Here is a 16,547-nt window from a genome sequence, read left to right on the forward strand (position 1 = left end):
CCTTACGATTTCGGCCCATAGCCCGGCACCCATTTTTCGTGTTGAGGCAGATCGTCCTGGATTGTCCACCACGGTACGCGCGACGAGGTGAAAACGTGGAGGCGAGGCCGAACTTCCGGATCGTCATCGAGCAGGCCAGCGGGAATGCTGACGGTCGGGAGATAGCTCGCCTTGCCGGGCGTCGGGCAGCCGCAGGTCCTGCACCGATGGCGGAAACTTCCCGGCGAGGATTCGTAGGCCACGGTCAGGTTCTCGCCTGAAACAAAGCGAAACTTGTCGGCATCGACATGGGCGTAGGTGGCGAATGCCGCGCCGGTCAGCTTGCGGCAATTGGCACAATGGCAATGGGTCAGCCAACGCACCTGATCGATCTCGAACCGCACAGCGCCGCACAGACAGCTTCCACGGATCATCGAAACCTCCCTGCACAGCTTTCATAGGGCGAAGCGCCCGCTGCACCAGTCCTTCGTTCGAGCGAGTTACCGCGTCTCCAGCATGGCGACGCGGATGCCGAGATAGATGAAGAGGCCGCCAAGCGCGCGATTGACCCAGGCGATGGCACCCTCGGATTGCCTCAGCCGGTGCGCGGCCCTGGCCGCGAACGCGGCGAGCACCAGGCACCACAGCGTCCCCGTAAAAATGAAGATCAGGCCGAGCGTCAGGAAGGCGAGCGGCTTGTACGGCGCATCGGCTGCGACGAATTGCGGCAGGAAGGCCAGGAAGAACAGCGCGACCTTGGGATTGAGCGCATTGGTGAAGACGCCCTGGAGGAAGACCCGCCGCAATGAGCTCCGCACCGGCTCGTCGATCGCCGACGCCGGCACCGGGCGCGACAACAGCATCTGGAGCCCGGTTACGACGAGATAGGCCGCGCCCAGCAGCTTCAGGATCGAGAAGGCGGTGGACGAGGCCATCAGCAGCGCCGAAAGACCGATCGCCGCGCCCGCGACATGGACAAAACAGCCGCAACTGATGCCCAAGGCGGCAGCGGCGCCGCCCCGCCAGCCCATTTGCATGCTGCGGCCGATCACATAGACCGAATCCGGCCCCGGCGTGATGTTGAGCAGCACACCCGACAGGATGAAAAGCCCGATCTCGTGAATGCCCAGCATGCAAGCTGCCTCCCGCCGCCCCGTCCGGGCGGTCCCGGTTCCGCTTAGTCGGTTCGCCCGTCCCCGTCCACCGCCGCGATTGCCTAGGATTTACCTCGAATTTGCAATGCGGATCATGCTTTCGCTTGGCCTCATCTGCTTTATAAAGGCAGGGTTCTTGAAATGCGGGACTCGAGGCGACTGCCACGCCGTGGCCGGTCCCCTCTCCCTTGGAGCTTCGCGGATATGGAAAGACGTCTGGCTGCCATCGTCTGCGCCGATGTCGCCGGCTATTCGCGCATGATGGGAAGCGACGAGGCCGGCACCCATGCCGCCTTCAAGGCCCATCGCGCGGCAATCCACCCCATCATCCTCAATCATGGCGGCCGCGTCGTGAAGAACACCGGCGACGGCTTCCTGCTCGAGTTCGCCTCGATTGTCGGCGCCACCGAGGCGGCGATCGCGATGCAGACGGTGATGGCGGAGCGCAACCAGCATCTGCCCGCTGACCGCGCCATGCAGTTCCGGCTCGGCATCCACATGGGCGATGTCATCGCCGACGAGGACGAGGTCTTCGGTGACGATGTCAACATCGCCGTCCGTCTGGAATCCGTGGCGAGCCCCGGCGGCTTCGCGATCTCGGCCAAGGCCTACAAAGAGGCGAGCAAGCATCTCTCGGTGCCGCTGACCGATGCCGGCAACCATCGCTTCAAGAACATCAAGGATGCGGTCGGGGTCTGGACCTGGACGCCCGAGGGCGCGCCGGCGCTTGCCCCCGAGCTCCGGGAAGCCTCCGCCCTCTCGCAGCAGTACCGCACCGCGATCGTCGGCGTGCTGCCCTTTGCCAATCTCAGCGACGCCCAGGATGAATATTTCTCCGATGGCCTCACCGAGGACCTGATCCACGCGCTGTCGCTGCAATCCTTCTATCGCGTGCTGAGCCGCAACTCGACCTTCGCCTTCAAGGGCAAGAACACGAGCACCCGCCTGATCGCACGCGAGATCGACGCCACCTATTTGATCCAGGGCTCCGTGCGCCGCGCCGGCGCCAAGATCCGCGTCACGGCCGAGCTGATTGCGCCGGAGACCGGCGAGCAGCTCTGGACCGGCCGCTACGACCGCGACATCGGCGACCTCTTCGCGATGCAGGACGAGATCACGACCAACCTGTCTGCCGCGGTCGCCACCGAGATCGTCCGTGCCGAGGCCTCGGCACCGGCGCGGATCTCGACTGACGTGTCCGCCTGGGACCGTTTCCTTAAGGGGCTGTCGCACTATTACCGGCAGACCAAGGAGGACTTGGCCGCCGCCGTCGACCTGTTCCGTGAGGCCATCCGGCTCGATCCCAAACTGTCGATCGCACACGCCTATCTCGCCACGATCCAGATCCAGAGCATTCAGTTCGGCTGGGTCAAGGGCACGCGCGACATGTGGACCGAGGCAATGAACCTCGCCGAAACCAGCGTCCGGCTCGACCCGCGCTCCTCCTTTGCGTTCTCGATCCTGTCCTGGGCCCATGCGATGGAGGGACATCATGAGGCGGCGATGGACGCCGCCAAGCGCGCGGTCGCGCTCAACCCCTACGACAATGGCGCGCGCGGCGTGCTCGGCATCTGTCATTTCATGATCGGCGAGCACCGCGAGGCGATCGAGCTGTTCTCGATGGCCGCGCAACGCGACAACAGCGACCCGCGCTATCAATGGTCGGCGCTGAACGCGTTCAGTCATTATCTTCTGCGCCAATATGACGCGACGCTGTCATGGGCCCGCGAGCAGCTCTACATCAACCCGAATCACATGCAGGCGCTGGCGATCCGCGCCGCGGCATTGGCGCAACTGGGGCGAAGCGACGAGGCGAGCGAAGCCGCCCGCGTGCTGATGGCAAACTATCCAGCGCTGAACGTCGAGAGGCACTTGCGCAACTTCCACTGGAAGCGGCCCGAGGACATCGCCCATTATCGCGACGGGCTACTGAAGGCCGGCGTGCCGCTGGGCAAGCTCGCCCTGGTTCAGGGCGGCGTCAAACGCGCCGCCGAATCCTGAGAAACTGCCCGTGCCAGTGCCGTCCGACACCGGCTTTTTTTGGCAGGACAGTGAAGTCAGCCACACTTCGTTGCACGCTGAAGTAGTATATACCCTCCTGTCGGTTTGTTAGGACTTTCCGCGCTCTAACAGCGCGCCTGCTTTTTTAGACTCGCCGTTTTCAGGATTTGGGCCATGCATGACCGCGCTTCGAAGCCGCCCTTCGACCCCTCGATCCAGGTCTCGCCGAACAATCCCTGCCCCTTCCTGCGCGGCCTCGTCGGCGAAGGTTTTGTCGACGGCGGCACCGTCCCACTCCGGACCCTGTCGCAGACTATCGCCAATGCAAGCGGCGAGACCGGGCTGAAGAAGACCTCGGCCCGCATCCAGGTCCGCGGCGTCGCACTGATCGCCAACGGTGCCTGTCACATCCTGCAAAGCATCTTCTGGGGCGCGCAGCTCAACACGCTGCGCGGCGGCCCGCTCGACAAGCTCGGTGCCGGCTCGCGCATCCTCGGGGTCGACGGTCGCGTCAACGAGGACGAGATTGCACGGCTCGCCAGTTTCGGCGGCACCTATGCCGACCCCGACGGCGGCACCGAGACCGGCCTCAACGCCTCTCAAATCCAGACCTTCATGAAAGACAATCTCAAGCGCGCCGGCAAGCAAGCGCGCTGGTACTACCCGATCCTGATGAAGTTCGAATGGCCGATCCTGCTCAAGATCATGGGCAAGGGTCGGGGCGACGACCGCTATCTCAGCGTGGCCGAGGTGAGGACATTGTTCTACGAGCGCAGATTCCCGGACAGGATCACCCAGAGGATTGTCGCCCAGCCGGTCAAACCGCCGTCGCTGATCTTGCGCGCCGCTGGCGGCCTCGTCGCCGCGCTCCTCGTCTTTGGCGTCGTCGCATTGCGCTTTCCCGATCAATTCCAGCCGATGCTTCCCGGCATCCTCGGCGATCTCGTGGCGCCGCCACTGCCGCAGCTCGTCGAACCCAGGGCTGCATACTGGCTTGAGCAGAACTGGGCGCTGGAGGACCGGCACTGGTTTCATCACGCCAGCCAGGGCACCGCGACTTTCCCGGTGCCTTATCGCTGGTTCATGGCGCTCGAGCAGCCGCGGCTTCATTTCTTCGCAAAGCCCGGGATGCTGCATGACGGCGACCACCTTCAGCGCTTCGGCTTCATCCCGAGCCCGCAGACGATCAACACCGACAACGCCACGCTCCGCCGGTTCGGCTATGCCAACGTTTACGACAAGACGAACCCGGTGCCGGCGCGGCTCTGGAATCCGCCGGTGAACTGGGGTCCCCAGGCCGAAAACGTCGACGGCCTGCCCGTCGGCTTCGCACGCATGACCGGCGTAGCCGATCCTGCGACCGGCCAGATCGGCGAGGACCGGATCGGCCTGACCTGCGCCGCCTGCCACACCGGCCAGATCCACTACAAGGGCATCGACATCCGCTTCGACGGCGGTCCCGCGATGACCGATCTGAGGAAGCTCGAGGTCACGACCGGCCTGTCGATCGCCTACACGCTCTACGTGCCGGGGCGCTTCACGCGCTTCGCCGACCGCGTGCTCGGCCCTTCCGCCAGCGATGCGGACCGCGACGCACTGAAGCAGAACCTGAGTGCGATCGGCACGTTCCTGGTCGACTGGGAGAAGACCTACGCGAAGACCATCGGCGGCAAGACGAGGTTCAACGAGAAGACGAAGCGGGAAGAGAAGCAGCAGGACACCGAGGAAGGTTATGGCCGCCTCGATGCGCTCAACCGCATCGGCAACCAGGTCTTCTCGCAGGACATGACGCTTAGCGGCCTCAGCGGCTTCGAAAAGAATCTGCACGCCAAGGACGCGCCGGTCAGCTTCCCCCCGATCTGGACGGTACCCTGGCTCAAATACGCGCAATATGACGCTTCGATCGAACAGCCTCTGATCCGCAACGCCGGCGAAGCGCTGGGCGTGACCGCGCTGCTCAATCTGTCCGACAATACGCCCAAGGACAGGCTGTTCCGCTCCTCGATGGACATCAAGAATCTGAACTGGATCGAGGATCTGCTGAAGGGATCGGCGCCGTATCCGAAAAAGCAGCTCTCCGGACTGACGTCGCCGAAATGGCCGTCGGACATTTTCGGCGATGATGCCTGGAAGATCGATGGCGACCGCGTCAAACGTGGCCGCAAGCTCTACTCGGAGCTCTGCGTCGAATGCCATCTGGGTCCGGTCAACGATCCCGTATTCGACAGTGAGTTTCCGGCCCAAAGCATCTGGTCCTCGTCACGGTGGGAAACCATCGGCGAGGAGAAATTCCTGAACGAGGTCCAGAAGAGCGCCAAAGGCATGGGCACCGACCCTGCTCAGGCCGGGGTGCTGGCGACGCGCACGGTTCAGGTGCCGGGCTTTCTCAAGCTTGATCCCACCCAGAACCTCAATGCCTGGTGGAATTGCAATCTGCCGGATATTTCTTCGACCGACATGCCATATTCGCTTGGCCTGATGGTGCTCGTCGACATCGTCGCCCGCAAGGCAATGGACGATGCCAAGATCGACCCGAAGGTTCAGCAAGCCTGGTGGGGCAAGCGCAAGAACTGCCCCAATCCCGGTCCGCAGCCGCCCGACAAGACCGAGCCGGGGCCCTGGTATCGCGCGCGACCGCTCGATGGCGTCTGGGCCACCGCGCCTTACCTGCACAACGGATCTGTCCCTTCGCTCTACTGGATGCTGAGCCCCGCGGCCGAGCGCCCCAAATCGTTCTGCATGGGTGGTGGCCGCGACTACGATCCGAAGCAGGTCGGCTTCGCGGTCGCCGACGGCGAGAGCTGCAAGACCGGGCAGTCGCGCTTCTCGACGCGGGCGTCTGATGGCACCGAACTGTTCGGCAACAGCAATGCCGGCCACTCGTTCGACGGTACGCCAGGCCCCGGCAAGGACGGCACCATCGGCCGCGTGCTCAAGGAGCAGGAGCGCTACGACCTGATCGAGTATCTGAAGACGCTCTAGGGCGACTGGAGTTCGCCCTCGTCATGGCCGAGCTTGTGGCACGATCCCTCGCTCAAGCGCTCACTTGAACAGCGGCGTGCCCGGGACGAAGGCGTCGAAGGCCGCCCAGAACTGGGAGCGGTAGCGGTCCTGCTCCTGCAGGATCTCGTGCTTGGCGCCGGCGATCACGAGATGGGAGCCGGCGCGCAGGTGATAGGCGAACTCCTCGATCGCCGCGGTCGAGACCACGCTGTCATTGGAGGCCGCCAGCATCAGGATCGGCTGGCGGATCTGGGAGGGGTAGTTCACGCGCTTGAAGGTGTGCATCGCACGGAAGGCGGTATCGGCCCAGGCGACCGTCGGTGACGCCAGTCCGAGCGTCGGATCCTCCTCCAGGATCGCGGCATTGCGCGCATAGCGCACGGGATCGCTGGTCAGGGGATTGTTGATGAAGGGATCGAGCCCGGTGAGGCGGTCGCTACCGCCGGGAACGTAGCGGCCGCCCTGCCCGAGCAGGCGCATCGTCTTGAGCAGCGCACGCACCGGGAACGAGGTGGTGCGTCCCGGCAGGTCGATCATCGGGGCCGACAGCACCATGCGGTCGAACCAGCGCTTGCCGGCATGCGCCACCCGCAGCATCACCGTACCGCCCATCGAGTGGGCGAGCGCGAAGAACGGCGGCGGGCAATCCGGCAGCACCACCTGCTGCACGAAGGTCTCGACGTCGATTTCGAAATCGGAGAAGTCGCGCACATAGCCCTTGCGCGGATCGCGCAGGCGGCGCGAGGAATGGCCCTGCCCGCGCCAGTCGATCATCGCCACCGCAAAGCCGCGGTCGCGCAGGTCGCGCACGGTCTCGAAATATTTCTCGATCTGCTCGCCGCGTCCGGTGAAGACGCAGACGGTGCCCTTGCGGTTTGCCGGCGGCGCCCACCGCGCAAAGCGCAACTCGGCGCCATCGGGGGTCCTGATGGTGCCGCTGACGACGTTTTCGGGAACCGGATTGGACGGGATCGAGACCAGCGTCATAGGCGGGAAGTACTGCAATCAAGGGGCTAAAGCGCCGAAAAGGCGCAAATGCCGCCCTCTTGAACGCCGTCTCGTTCCACCCATATCATTTTCGTGCAGGCCGCTACCAGTGTTTCGGAACCGGAACATCAGGCTGCACACAGAGATGAGCCCGGCCCGATTGGCGGGCGGGTTACCTAACAGTCGCTCAATGGAGGACTTGACCATGCGTACCTATGATCTCACCCCGTTTTATCGTTCCACCGTCGGCTTCGACCGCCTCTTCAACCTGCTCGACCAGGCCGGTTCGGACGGCAGCCCCGGTTATCCCCCCTACAACATCGAGCGCACCGGCGAGAACGCCTACCGCATCACCGTTGCGGTCTCCGGCTTCTCCAAGGATGAGCTCTCCATCGTCGCGAAGGAAAACACGCTGACGATCAAGGGCGAGAAAGTCGCCAACGAGAACTCGAAGTCTGAAGTGCTCTACCGCGGCATCGCCGCGCGCGCCTTCGAGCGTGCCTTCCAGCTTGCCGACTTCGTGCAGGTGAAGGACGCTTCGCTCGAGAACGGGCTGCTTCACGTCGACCTCGTACGCGAGATTCCCGAGGCCAAGAAGCCGCGCCAGATCGCGATCAACGCCGGCGCCAAGGCGCAGGTGATCGAGGGCTCGGCCGCGCAAGCCGCCTAAGCCAAGCGAACTCCAAGTTACAAAAGCGCCCCGGTGCCCCGGGGCGCTTTTTCGTTGTGCATTGCATCACAGAGCGGTGAAGGGGAGTAACGCCGCCGTCTCTCCCTCCGTCCTTTGGGCACCGACCCCAAGAACCGAACCCAAGAACCGAACCCAAGAACCGAACCCAAGACAAGACAAGACGGAGAAAAAGATCATGTCACTCTGGCGCAGCCTTCTCGTTGCCGCGAGCCTTTTGGCGGCTCCCCTCGGCCTTGCTCATGCGCAGACACCGCAAACGGTGAAGGCGAAGAACGTCGTGCTGGTGCACGGCGCCTGGGCCGACGGCTCGAGCTGGTCGGAGGTGATCCCGATCCTGCAGGCTGCAGGCCTGCATGTCACCGCCGTACAGAATCCGCTGTCGTCGCTTGCGGACTCCATCGAGGCGACCAAGCGTGCGCTGGCCGACCAGGACGGGCCGACCGTGCTGGTCGCGCATTCCTGGGGTGGCACCGTGATCAGCCAGGTCGGCACCGACCCGAAGGTCACCGGGCTCGTCTACGTCGCCGCCCGCGCGCCCGATGCGAACGAGGATTTCGTGGCGCTGTCGAAGCAGTTTCCGACCGGGCCCGCGCGCGCGGGCATCGTCGAGCGCGACGGCTACACCAAGCTCTCGGAAGACGCCTTCCTGAAATACTTCGCCAATGGCGTGAAACCGGAGCAGGCCAGGGAGCTCTATGCGGTGCAATGGCCCACGGCGGCCTCGATCTTCGCCGGCCGCACCACGGAAGCGGCGTGGCACGCCAAGCCGAGCTGGTACGCGGTGTCGAAGAACGATTACACCATCAACCCCGATTTCGAGCGCTTCCTCGCCAAGCGCATGAACGCCACCACGATCGAGCTCGATGCCGGCCATCTCTCGCTGGTGTCGCATCCGAAGGAAGTCGCGAATCTGATCCTGGAGGCGGCGGGGTATCCGCGAAGCTGAGCGGCGATCGCCGTACTGCCAAAGCGCCCGAGATTTTCGGGCGCTTTTTGAGACCATTGGCGTGGCTCGCGCCACCGCGTCAAACTCGCGTCGCCCTAATCCAGCCCCTGCACGGCCGGCATCTCCTGCGTCGGCAGAATCGTCGCCGCGGGGTTGGCCTGACCAATTGTGGGCGCAGCGGCCTCGGCGGGCTTGGCCTGCACGGCGGCCGCTTGCTGCGAAGGCTGGGCCTGCGGTGCTTGAGCCTGCTGCGCTACCGGCGCGGCCGGCTTCGCGGCAGCGACCGGCGTCTCGGCGCGCCGCGGGGCGGCCTTGGGCAGCGGCACGGCGCGGCTTGCCACATGCGGGATCGGAGCCGGCGGGCGCGGCGGGCCGCTGCGGATCGCGGTCGGCGGCGGCAGCGCGCTTTGCGGACCGTAAGGCGCGACCGCGCGTTCGTCATAGGCGGGCGCCATGCCGTAGGCGTCAGCGGCGGGCATGAAGCGGATGATCCGGCCGTCGCGGGCGTCGATCACCAGCCGGCCATCGTCGCCGCGGCGGTCGATCACCGCGATGGTGTAGACGCTGCCGCGCAGGCGCGGGATGCCGAGCGGTAAGAAGCCGTTTTCGCGCAGCACCGCGTAGACCTCGGTTGATGGCAACAACACCAGCGCCGGACTGCGTTCCTCGTAGCCATAGCCGTAACCGTAACGCGGGGACGGCGGGACAGCCTCCGGCGCGTAGGGGGCGTCGAAATCCGACACCGCGATCACAGCCCCTCTCGCGATACCGCTGGCGGGAACCTGGGCATGGCCCGCGCTTGCGGCCAGCACCAGCGCTGCGGCGGCCACACATCCTGTGAAAAATTTCATGGTCGAGACGCTCCTGTCAGACCCCCCGATGGCCGCCCTCTTTCGCTTCTCGCGGCGTGGCGCGCCTTCCGAAGGGTTGATCCGAAGCTTCGTTGCGGATTTCGGCGCGCGCGGGGCCGGATCGCGGCGCGTTTGCTTCAAAACCGGGGCCGCGCAACTTTTGGAAAGCGATTGATTGACATATCGGGAATCGGGACTTCCGCACGCTTGTGTGCTAGACAAAAATTTGGCAAGGTGATGGTTAGGACAGGAAGACTGTCTCAATTTTGCTTGCGGTTCCGGCACAGGGATTGCAGCGAAAACCGATGCTCTCGAGCGTCGGCAAGGTACCAGGCAAAGCCGTTCTCGGGGACGAAGAGCGCCTAGGCCTGAATTTAAGAAAATGCGGCTCGCAGCGGACGAGCGGTGGCCCAGAAGCGGGTGCCGCGGGACGCCCAAGGTGCGCCGAAGGTGGCGGTGAGGCAGCTTGCCGCATGGAGAGGACAGAGCAATGAACGGGTCGCAATTCGAGCGCGCAAACATCGTGGCAGAAGAGCTGTCGGCGACGGTCGCCTCGAAAACGACTGACCCGATTCAGGAACACAATTCGCGTCCCAAAGCCGAGGGCCTCTACGATCCGAGCCTGGAGAAGGATTCCTGCGGTGTCGGCTTCATCGCCAACATCAAGGGCAAGAAGTCGCACGAGATCGTCTCGGACGCGCTGAGCATCCTCTGCAATCTCGAGCATCGCGGCGCCGTCGGTGCCGACCCGCGCGCCGGTGACGGCGCCGGCATCCTGGTGCAGATCCCGCACGCCTTCTTCAGCCGCAAGGCCAAGGAGCTCGGCTTTGCGCTGCCGGGTCCCGGCGAATACGCCATCGGCGCGCTGTTCATGCCGCGCGACACCGCCTGGCGCAATGTCATCAAGAGCATCATCGCCGACCAGATCAGGGAAGAGGGCCTGACCCTGCTCGGCTGGCGCGACGTGCCGACCGACAATTCCTCGCTCGGCGTCACCGTGAAGCCGACCGAGCCCGCCTGCATGCAGGTGTTCATCGGCCGCAACGGCACCGCCAAGACCGAGGACGAATTCGAGCGCCGGCTCTACATCCTGCGCAAGTCGATCTCGCAGGCGATCTACCAGCGCCGCGACCGCGGCCTTGCGGGCTATTATCCTTGCTCGATGTCCTGCCGCACCGTGATCTACAAGGGCATGTTCCTCGCCGACCAGCTCGGCAAGTACTATCCCGACCTGCACGAGAAGGACTTCGAGAGCGCGCTGGCCCTCGTCCACCAGCGCTTCTCGACCAATACCTTCCCGGCCTGGTCGCTGGCGCATCCCTACCGCATGATCGCGCATAACGGCGAGATCAACACGCTGCGCGGCAACACCAACTGGATGGCGGCGCGCCAGGCTTCGGTCAGCTCCGAGCTCTACGGCAAGGACATCAACCGGCTCTGGCCGATCTCCTATGAGGGCCAGTCCGACACCGCCTGCTTCGACAACGCGCTCGAATTCCTGGTGCAGGGCGGCTACTCGCTGCCACACGCCGTGATGATGATGATTCCGGAGGCGTGGGCCGGCAATCCCTTGATGGATGAGAAGCGCCGCGCCTTCTACGAATATCATGCCGCGCTGATGGAGCCGTGGGACGGCCCCGCCGCGATCGCCTTCACCGACGGCCGCCAGATCGGCGCCACGCTCGACCGCAACGGCCTCAGGCCCGCGCGCTATCTCGTCACCAAGGACGACCGCATCGTGATGGCGTCCGAGATGGGCGTGCTGACCATCCCCGAGGACCAGATCATCACCAAGTGGCGCCTGCAGCCGGGCAAGATGCTGCTGGTCGACCTCGAACAGGGACGCCTGATCCCGGACGACGAGATCAAGGCCGAGCTCGCCAAGAGCCATCCCTACAAGGAGTGGCTGGAGCGGACCCAGATCGTGCTGGAGGAGCTGCCGAAGGTTGCGACCACCGGCGTGCGCTCCAACCTGTCGCTGCTCGATCGCCAGCAGGCGTTCGGCTACAGCCAGGAAGACATCACCATCCTGATGACGCCGATGGCGGCCACGGGCGAGGAAGCCGCGGGATCGATGGGCAACGACACGCCGATCTCGGCGCTGTCGGACAGGGCCAAGCCGCTGTTCACCTACTTCAAGCAGAACTTCGCGCAGGTCACCAACCCGCCGATCGACCCGATCCGCGAGGAGCTGGTGATGAGCCTCGTCTCCATCATCGGACCGCGGCCGAACCTATTCGACCTCCAGGGCATGGCCACGACCAAGCGCCTCGAGGTGCGCCAGCCGATCCTGACCGATGCGGATCTGGAAAAGATCCGCTCGATCTCGGACGTGGCGGAGTCTCATTTCAAGTCGCGCACGCTCGACACCACCTTCCATGCCGGGCTCGGCGCGGCCGGCATGGACCAAGTGCTCGACGAACTCTGCGCGCGCGCCGAAAGCGCGGTGCGCGAGGGCGTCAACATCATCATCCTGTCCGACCGCATGGTCGGCACCGACCGGGTGCCGATCCCGGCACTGCTGGCCTGCGCCGCCGTGCATCATCATCTGATCCGCGTCGGACTGCGCACCTCGGTCGGTCTCGTCGTCGAATCCGGCGAGCCGCGCGAAGTGCATCACTTCGCCTGCCTCGCCGGCTACGGCGCCGAAGCGATCAATCCTTATCTGGCGTTCGAGACCATCATCGCGATGAAGGACCGGCTGCCCGGCTCGCTCGACGACTACGAGATCGTCAAGCGCTACATCAAGTCGATCGGCAAGGGCCTGCTCAAGGTGATGTCCAAGATGGGCATCTCGACCTACCAGTCCTATTGCGGCGCGCAGATCTTCGACGCGGTCGGCCTCAAGGCCGACTTCGTGTCGAAGTTCTTCGCGGGCACGCATACCCGGGTCGAGGGCGTCGGCTTGGCCGAGATCGCGGAAGAAGCCGTGCGCCGCCATGCCGATGCGTTCGGCGAGGCGCAGGTCTACAAGACCGCGCTCGACGTCGGCGGCGAATATGCCTATCGCAGCCGCGGCGAGGACCATGCCTGGACCGCCGAGTCTGTGTCGCTGCTCCAGCACGCCGCGCGCGGCAATTCGCAGGAGCGCTACCGCGCCTTCGCCAAGATCCTGAACGAGCAGTCCGAGCGCCTGCTGACGCTGCGAGGCCTGTTCCGGATCAAGAGCGCGGAGGAGGAGAAGCGCAAGCCCATCCCGCTCGACCAGGTCGAGCCGGCCAAGGATATCGTCAGGCGCTTCGCCACGGGCGCGATGAGTTTCGGCTCGATCTCGCGCGAGGCTCACACCACGCTCGCGATCGCCATGAACCGGATCGGCGGCAAGTCGAACACCGGCGAAGGCGGCGAGGAAGCCGACCGCTTCAAGCCGATGCCGAACGGCGATTCCATGCGCTCGGCGATCAAGCAGGTCGCCTCGGGCCGCTTCGGCGTCACCACGGAGTATCTCGTCAACTCCGACATGATGCAGATCAAGATGGCGCAAGGCGCCAAGCCCGGCGAAGGCGGCCAGCTGCCCGGCCACAAGGTCGACGCGACCATCGCAAAGGTCCGGCACTCGACGCCGGGCGTCGGCCTGATCTCGCCGCCGCCGCACCACGACATCTACTCGATCGAGGATCTGGCGCAGCTCATCTACGACCTCAAGAACGTCAACCCGACGGGCGACGTTTCGGTCAAGCTCGTCTCCGAGATCGGCGTCGGCACGGTGGCCGCGGGCGTTGCCAAGGCGCGCGCCGACCATGTCACCATCGCGGGCTTCGAGGGCGGCACGGGTGCTTCGCCGCTGACCTCGATCAAGCACGCTGGCTCGCCGTGGGAGATCGGCCTCGCCGAAACCCATCAGACGCTGGTGCGCGAACGGCTGCGCAGCCGCATCGTGGTTCAGGTGGACGGCGGCTTCCGTACCGGCCGTGACGTCGTGATCGGCGCGCTGCTCGGCGCCGACGAGTTCGGCTTTGCCACTGCGCCCTTGATCGCGGCCGGCTGCATCATGATGCGCAAGTGCCATCTCAACACCTGCCCGGTCGGCGTCGCGACGCAGGACCCCGTCCTGCGCAAGCGCTTCACCGGCCAGCCCGAGCACGTGATCAACTACTTCTTCTTCGTTGCCGAGGAAGTCCGCGAGATCATGGCGAGCCTCGGCTTCCGCACCTTCAACGAGATGGTCGGCCAGGTGCAGCTGCTCGACCAGACCAAGCTGGTCGCGCACTGGAAGGCCAAGGGCCTCGATTTCTCCAAGCTCTTCCTCAAGCAGAAGGAAGAGAAGGGCCAGAAGATCTATCATTCCGAGCGCCAGAACCATCATCTGGAGGCGGTGCTCGACCGCACGCTGATCGAGCGGGCGCAGCCCGCGCTCGACCGCGGCGCGCCGGTGAAGATCGAGGCCGCGATCAACAGCACCAACCGCTCCGCCGGCGCCATGCTGTCGGGCGCGGTGGCCAAGATCTACGGCCATGCCGGCCTGCCGCACGACACGATCCATGTCAGCCTCAAGGGCACCGCCGGGCAGGCCTTCGGCGCGTGGCTCGCCCACGGCGTCACCTTCGAGCTCGAGGGTGAAGGCAACGACTATGTCGGCAAGGGCCTCTCGGGCGGCAAGATCATCGTCAAGCCGCCGAAGAACTCCGCGATCGTGCCGGAAGAGAGCATCATCGTCGGCAACACCGTGATGTACGGCGCGATCGAGGGCGAATGCTACTTCCGCGGCATCGCCGGCGAACGTTTTGCCGTGCGCAATTCCGGCGCCGTCGCGGTGGTCGAAGGCGCCGGCGATCATTGCTGCGAATACATGACCGGCGGCATCGTGGTCGTGCTCGGCAAGACCGGGCGCAACTTCGCGGCCGGCATGTCCGGCGGCATCGCCTATGTGCTGGACGAGGCTGGCGACTTCGACAAGCTGTGCAACCTCAGCATGGTCGAGCTCGAGCCGGTGCTGTCGGAGGAGCTGATCAACGCCGGCACCTATCACCATTCCGGTGATCTCGAGGCGCACGGCCGGGTCGACGTGTTCAGGAACCTGCTCGCCTCCGATGTCGAGCGCCTGCACGTCCTGATCTCGCGCCATGCCAAGGCGACCGGCTCCAAGCGCGCCGCCGACATCCTCGCCAAATGGAAGGAATGGCTGCCCAAATTCCGCAAGGTGATGCCGGTCGAGTACCGGCGCGCGCTGCGCGAGATGGCCGCCAACGCGGACGCCGAGCCGAAAATCGCGATCGGGGCGTAAGGCATTACACCTCGTCATTGCTAGCGAAGCGAAGCAATCCAGAATCTCTCCACGGAAAAAGACTGGATTGCTCCGTCGCTTCGCTCCTCGCAATGACGGTGAGCAAACAACAAGACGAACTTAAGCGGCAGGGACTTCGGGTTTAATGGGCAAGATCACGGGTTTTCTGGAAATCGAACGGCACGACCGCAAGTACACCCCGGTCGCCGAGCGCGTGAAGCATTACAAGGAATTCGTCGTTCCGCTCTCCGAGAAGGAGCTGCGCGACCAGGCCGCGCGCTGCATGAATTGCGGCATCCCCTATTGCCACGGCACCGGCTCGGTGGCGCCCGGCACGCCCGGCTGCCCGGTCAACAACCAGATCCCGGACTGGAACGACCTCGTCTATCAGGACAATTGGGAAGAGGCCTCGCGCAATCTGCACTCGACCAACAATTTCCCGGAGTTCACGGGCCGCATCTGCCCGGCGCCGTGTGAGGCGTCCTGCACGCTCAACATCGACGACAACCCCGTCACCATCAAGACCATCGAATGCGCGATCGTCGACCGCGCCTGGGACAATGGCTGGCTGAAGCCGGAGATCGCCGCCCACAAGACCGGCAAGAAGGTCGCGGTGATCGGCTCCGGCCCGGCCGGCATGGCCTGCGCGCAGCAGCTGGCGCGCGCCGGCCACGACGTCCATGTCTACGAGAAGTACGCCAAGGCCGGCGGACTGCTGCGTTACGGCATCCCCGACTTCAAGATGGAGAAGGGCATCATCGACCGCCGTGTGGCGCAGATGGAAGCCGAAGGCGTCACGTTCCACTACAACAGCCATGTCGGCGCCGAGGGCAATGTCGATCCGCGCGAGATGCTCAACCAGTACGACGCGGTGGCGCTGACCGGCGGCGCGGAAGCCCCGCGCGACCTGCCGATCCCCGGCCGCGACCTCGCCGGCATCCACTACGCCATGGATTTCCTGCCGCAGCAGAACCGCCGCGTCTCCGAGGAGCCGCTCGGCGGCGTCCAGGAGATCCTGGCCGGCGGCAAGCACGTGGTCGTCATCGGCGGCGGCGACACGGGAAGCGACTGCATCGGCACCTCGCTGCGCCAGGGCGCGCTGTCGGTGACCCAGCTCGAGATCATGCCCGCGCCCCCCGAGCGCGAGAACAAGGGTCTGACCTGGCCGAACTGGCCGCTGAAGATGCGGACATCCTCGAGCCAGGCCGAAGGCGCAATCCGCGAATATGCCGTGCTGACCCAGAAGTTCTCCGGCGAGAACGGCAAGGTCAAGAAGCTGCACTGCGTGCGCGTCGACGACAAGTTCAAGCCGCTTCCCGGCACCGAGTTCGAGCTCGACGCCGACCTCGTCCTGCTCGCGATGGGCTTCGTCCATCCCGTGCACGAAGGCCTGCTCAAGCTGCTCGCGGTCGACCTCGACCCGCGCGGCAACGTCAAGGCCAACACGCTGGATTACCAGACCTCGCGCCCGAACGTGTTCACCGCCGGCGACATGCGCCGCGGCCAGTCGCTGGTGGTGTGGGCGATCCGCGAGGGCCGGCTATGCGCAAGGTCGATCGACACGTTCCTGATGGGGAAGACGGATCTGCCGCGGTAGTTCTCGCTCCGCTGCTAGATTTACGAACGATGTCATCGCCCGCGAAAGCGGGCGATTTTTTTAAGGCCGTGGCCGTCGTGCTTCGTACGCTCGGCCAGGCGGAATGGTCACGCC

At 65.0% G+C, this 16,547-nt stretch carries 11 protein-coding genes; 7 read left to right on the plus strand and 4 right to left on the minus strand.

What is annotated here, in order from left to right:
• Window positions 1–2 precede the first annotated feature (2 nt).
• Both EHH60_RS31545 and EHH60_RS31550 read right to left on the minus strand, forming a co-directional pair.
• Window positions 3–413, minus strand: coding sequence for a GFA family protein (locus tag EHH60_RS31545; protein WP_124163239.1), 411 nt, complete (start codon window positions 411–413; stop codon window positions 3–5).
• Window positions 414–479: 66 nt separating this feature from the next.
• On the minus strand, window positions 480–1,112 hold the full coding sequence (locus EHH60_RS31550; protein WP_124163240.1) for a LysE family translocator: 633 nt from the start codon (window positions 1,110–1,112) through the stop codon (window positions 480–482).
• A gap of 225 nt (window positions 1,113–1,337) precedes the next feature.
• On the opposite strand from EHH60_RS31550, the gene EHH60_RS31555 reads away from it, so the two are divergent.
• A complete protein-coding gene (locus EHH60_RS31555) occupies window positions 1,338–3,134 on the plus strand; it encodes an adenylate/guanylate cyclase domain-containing protein (RefSeq protein WP_199752275.1) in 1,797 nt (598 codons plus the stop codon).
• 174 nt (window positions 3,135–3,308) lie between these two features.
• Window positions 3,309–6,116, plus strand: coding sequence for a di-heme-cytochrome C peroxidase (locus EHH60_RS31560; protein ID WP_124163242.1), 2,808 nt, complete (start codon window positions 3,309–3,311; stop codon window positions 6,114–6,116).
• A gap of 60 nt (window positions 6,117–6,176) precedes the next feature.
• On the opposite strand, the gene EHH60_RS31565 is transcribed toward EHH60_RS31560, so the two are convergent.
• Window positions 6,177–7,124 (minus strand): alpha/beta fold hydrolase, encoded by a 948-nt coding sequence (locus EHH60_RS31565; protein ID WP_124163243.1) that lies wholly within the window; start codon window positions 7,122–7,124, stop codon window positions 6,177–6,179.
• A gap of 205 nt (window positions 7,125–7,329) precedes the next feature.
• On the opposite strand from EHH60_RS31565, the gene EHH60_RS31570 reads away from it, so the two are divergent.
• On the plus strand, window positions 7,330–7,794 hold the full coding sequence (locus EHH60_RS31570; protein WP_199752279.1) for an Hsp20 family protein: 465 nt from the start codon (window positions 7,330–7,332) through the stop codon (window positions 7,792–7,794).
• Between the two features lie 196 nt (window positions 7,795–7,990).
• Window positions 7,991–8,761 carry an alpha/beta fold hydrolase gene (locus tag EHH60_RS31575; RefSeq protein WP_124163245.1) on the plus strand — a complete coding sequence of 257 codons (771 nt, stop codon included), beginning with the start codon at window positions 7,991–7,993 and terminating at the stop codon, window positions 8,759–8,761.
• 95 nt (window positions 8,762–8,856) lie between these two features.
• Here EHH60_RS31575 and EHH60_RS37775 read toward each other — a convergent pair whose 3' ends face one another.
• A complete protein-coding gene (locus EHH60_RS37775) occupies window positions 8,857–9,612 on the minus strand; it encodes a hypothetical protein (protein WP_199752281.1) in 756 nt (251 codons plus the stop codon).
• Between EHH60_RS37775 and EHH60_RS37780 the strand changes: the two genes are divergently transcribed.
• The 3 genes from EHH60_RS37780 (at window position 9,611) to EHH60_RS31590 (ending at window position 16,433) form a co-directional block, all read left to right on the plus strand.
• The gene (locus EHH60_RS37780) at window positions 9,611–9,787 is read left to right on the plus strand and encodes a hypothetical protein (protein WP_199752282.1); all 177 of its coding nucleotides are present in this window, start codon (window positions 9,611–9,613) and stop codon (window positions 9,785–9,787) included. The genes EHH60_RS37775 and EHH60_RS37780 overlap by 2 nt on opposite strands.
• A 315-nt stretch (window positions 9,788–10,102) precedes the next feature.
• Window positions 10,103–14,836 (plus strand): glutamate synthase large subunit, encoded by a 4,734-nt coding sequence (gltB, locus tag EHH60_RS31585; RefSeq protein ID WP_124163247.1) that lies wholly within the window; start codon window positions 10,103–10,105, stop codon window positions 14,834–14,836.
• A 145-nt stretch (window positions 14,837–14,981) separates the two neighbouring features.
• The gene (locus EHH60_RS31590; protein ID WP_124163248.1) at window positions 14,982–16,433 is read left to right on the plus strand and encodes a glutamate synthase subunit beta; all 1,452 of its coding nucleotides are present in this window, start codon (window positions 14,982–14,984) and stop codon (window positions 16,431–16,433) included.
• Window positions 16,434–16,547 lie beyond the last annotated feature (114 nt).

The organism is Bradyrhizobium sp. RP6 (genome assembly GCF_003837805.1).
Classification (GTDB): domain Bacteria; phylum Pseudomonadota; class Alphaproteobacteria; order Rhizobiales; family Xanthobacteraceae; genus Bradyrhizobium.

What these genes read in the sequence shown, in the direction of transcription:
- EHH60_RS31545 (WP_124163239.1), bottom strand. Translation starts at nt 413, where the DNA reads ATGATCCGTGGAAGCTGTCTGTGCGGCGCTGTGCGGTTCGAGATCGAT.
- EHH60_RS31550 (WP_124163240.1), bottom strand. Translation starts at nt 1,112, where the DNA reads ATGCTGGGCATTCACGAGATCGGGCTTTTCATCCTGTCGGGTGTGCTG.
- EHH60_RS31555 (WP_199752275.1), top strand. Translation starts at nt 1,338, where the DNA reads ATGGAAAGACGTCTGGCTGCCATCGTCTGCGCCGATGTCGCCGGCTAT.
- EHH60_RS31560 (WP_124163242.1), top strand. Translation starts at nt 3,309, where the DNA reads ATGCATGACCGCGCTTCGAAGCCGCCCTTCGACCCCTCGATCCAGGTC.
- EHH60_RS31565 (WP_124163243.1), bottom strand. Translation starts at nt 7,124, where the DNA reads ATGACGCTGGTCTCGATCCCGTCCAATCCGGTTCCCGAAAACGTCGTC.
- EHH60_RS31570 (WP_199752279.1), top strand. Translation starts at nt 7,330, where the DNA reads ATGCGTACCTATGATCTCACCCCGTTTTATCGTTCCACCGTCGGCTTC.
- EHH60_RS31575 (WP_124163245.1), top strand. Translation starts at nt 7,991, where the DNA reads ATGTCACTCTGGCGCAGCCTTCTCGTTGCCGCGAGCCTTTTGGCGGCT.
- EHH60_RS37780 (WP_199752282.1), top strand. Translation starts at nt 9,611, where the DNA reads ATGGTCGAGACGCTCCTGTCAGACCCCCCGATGGCCGCCCTCTTTCGC.
- EHH60_RS37775 (WP_199752281.1), bottom strand. Translation starts at nt 9,612, where the DNA reads ATGAAATTTTTCACAGGATGTGTGGCCGCCGCAGCGCTGGTGCTGGCC.
- gltB (WP_124163247.1), top strand. Translation starts at nt 10,103, where the DNA reads ATGAACGGGTCGCAATTCGAGCGCGCAAACATCGTGGCAGAAGAGCTG.
- EHH60_RS31590 (WP_124163248.1), top strand. Translation starts at nt 14,982, where the DNA reads ATGGGCAAGATCACGGGTTTTCTGGAAATCGAACGGCACGACCGCAAG.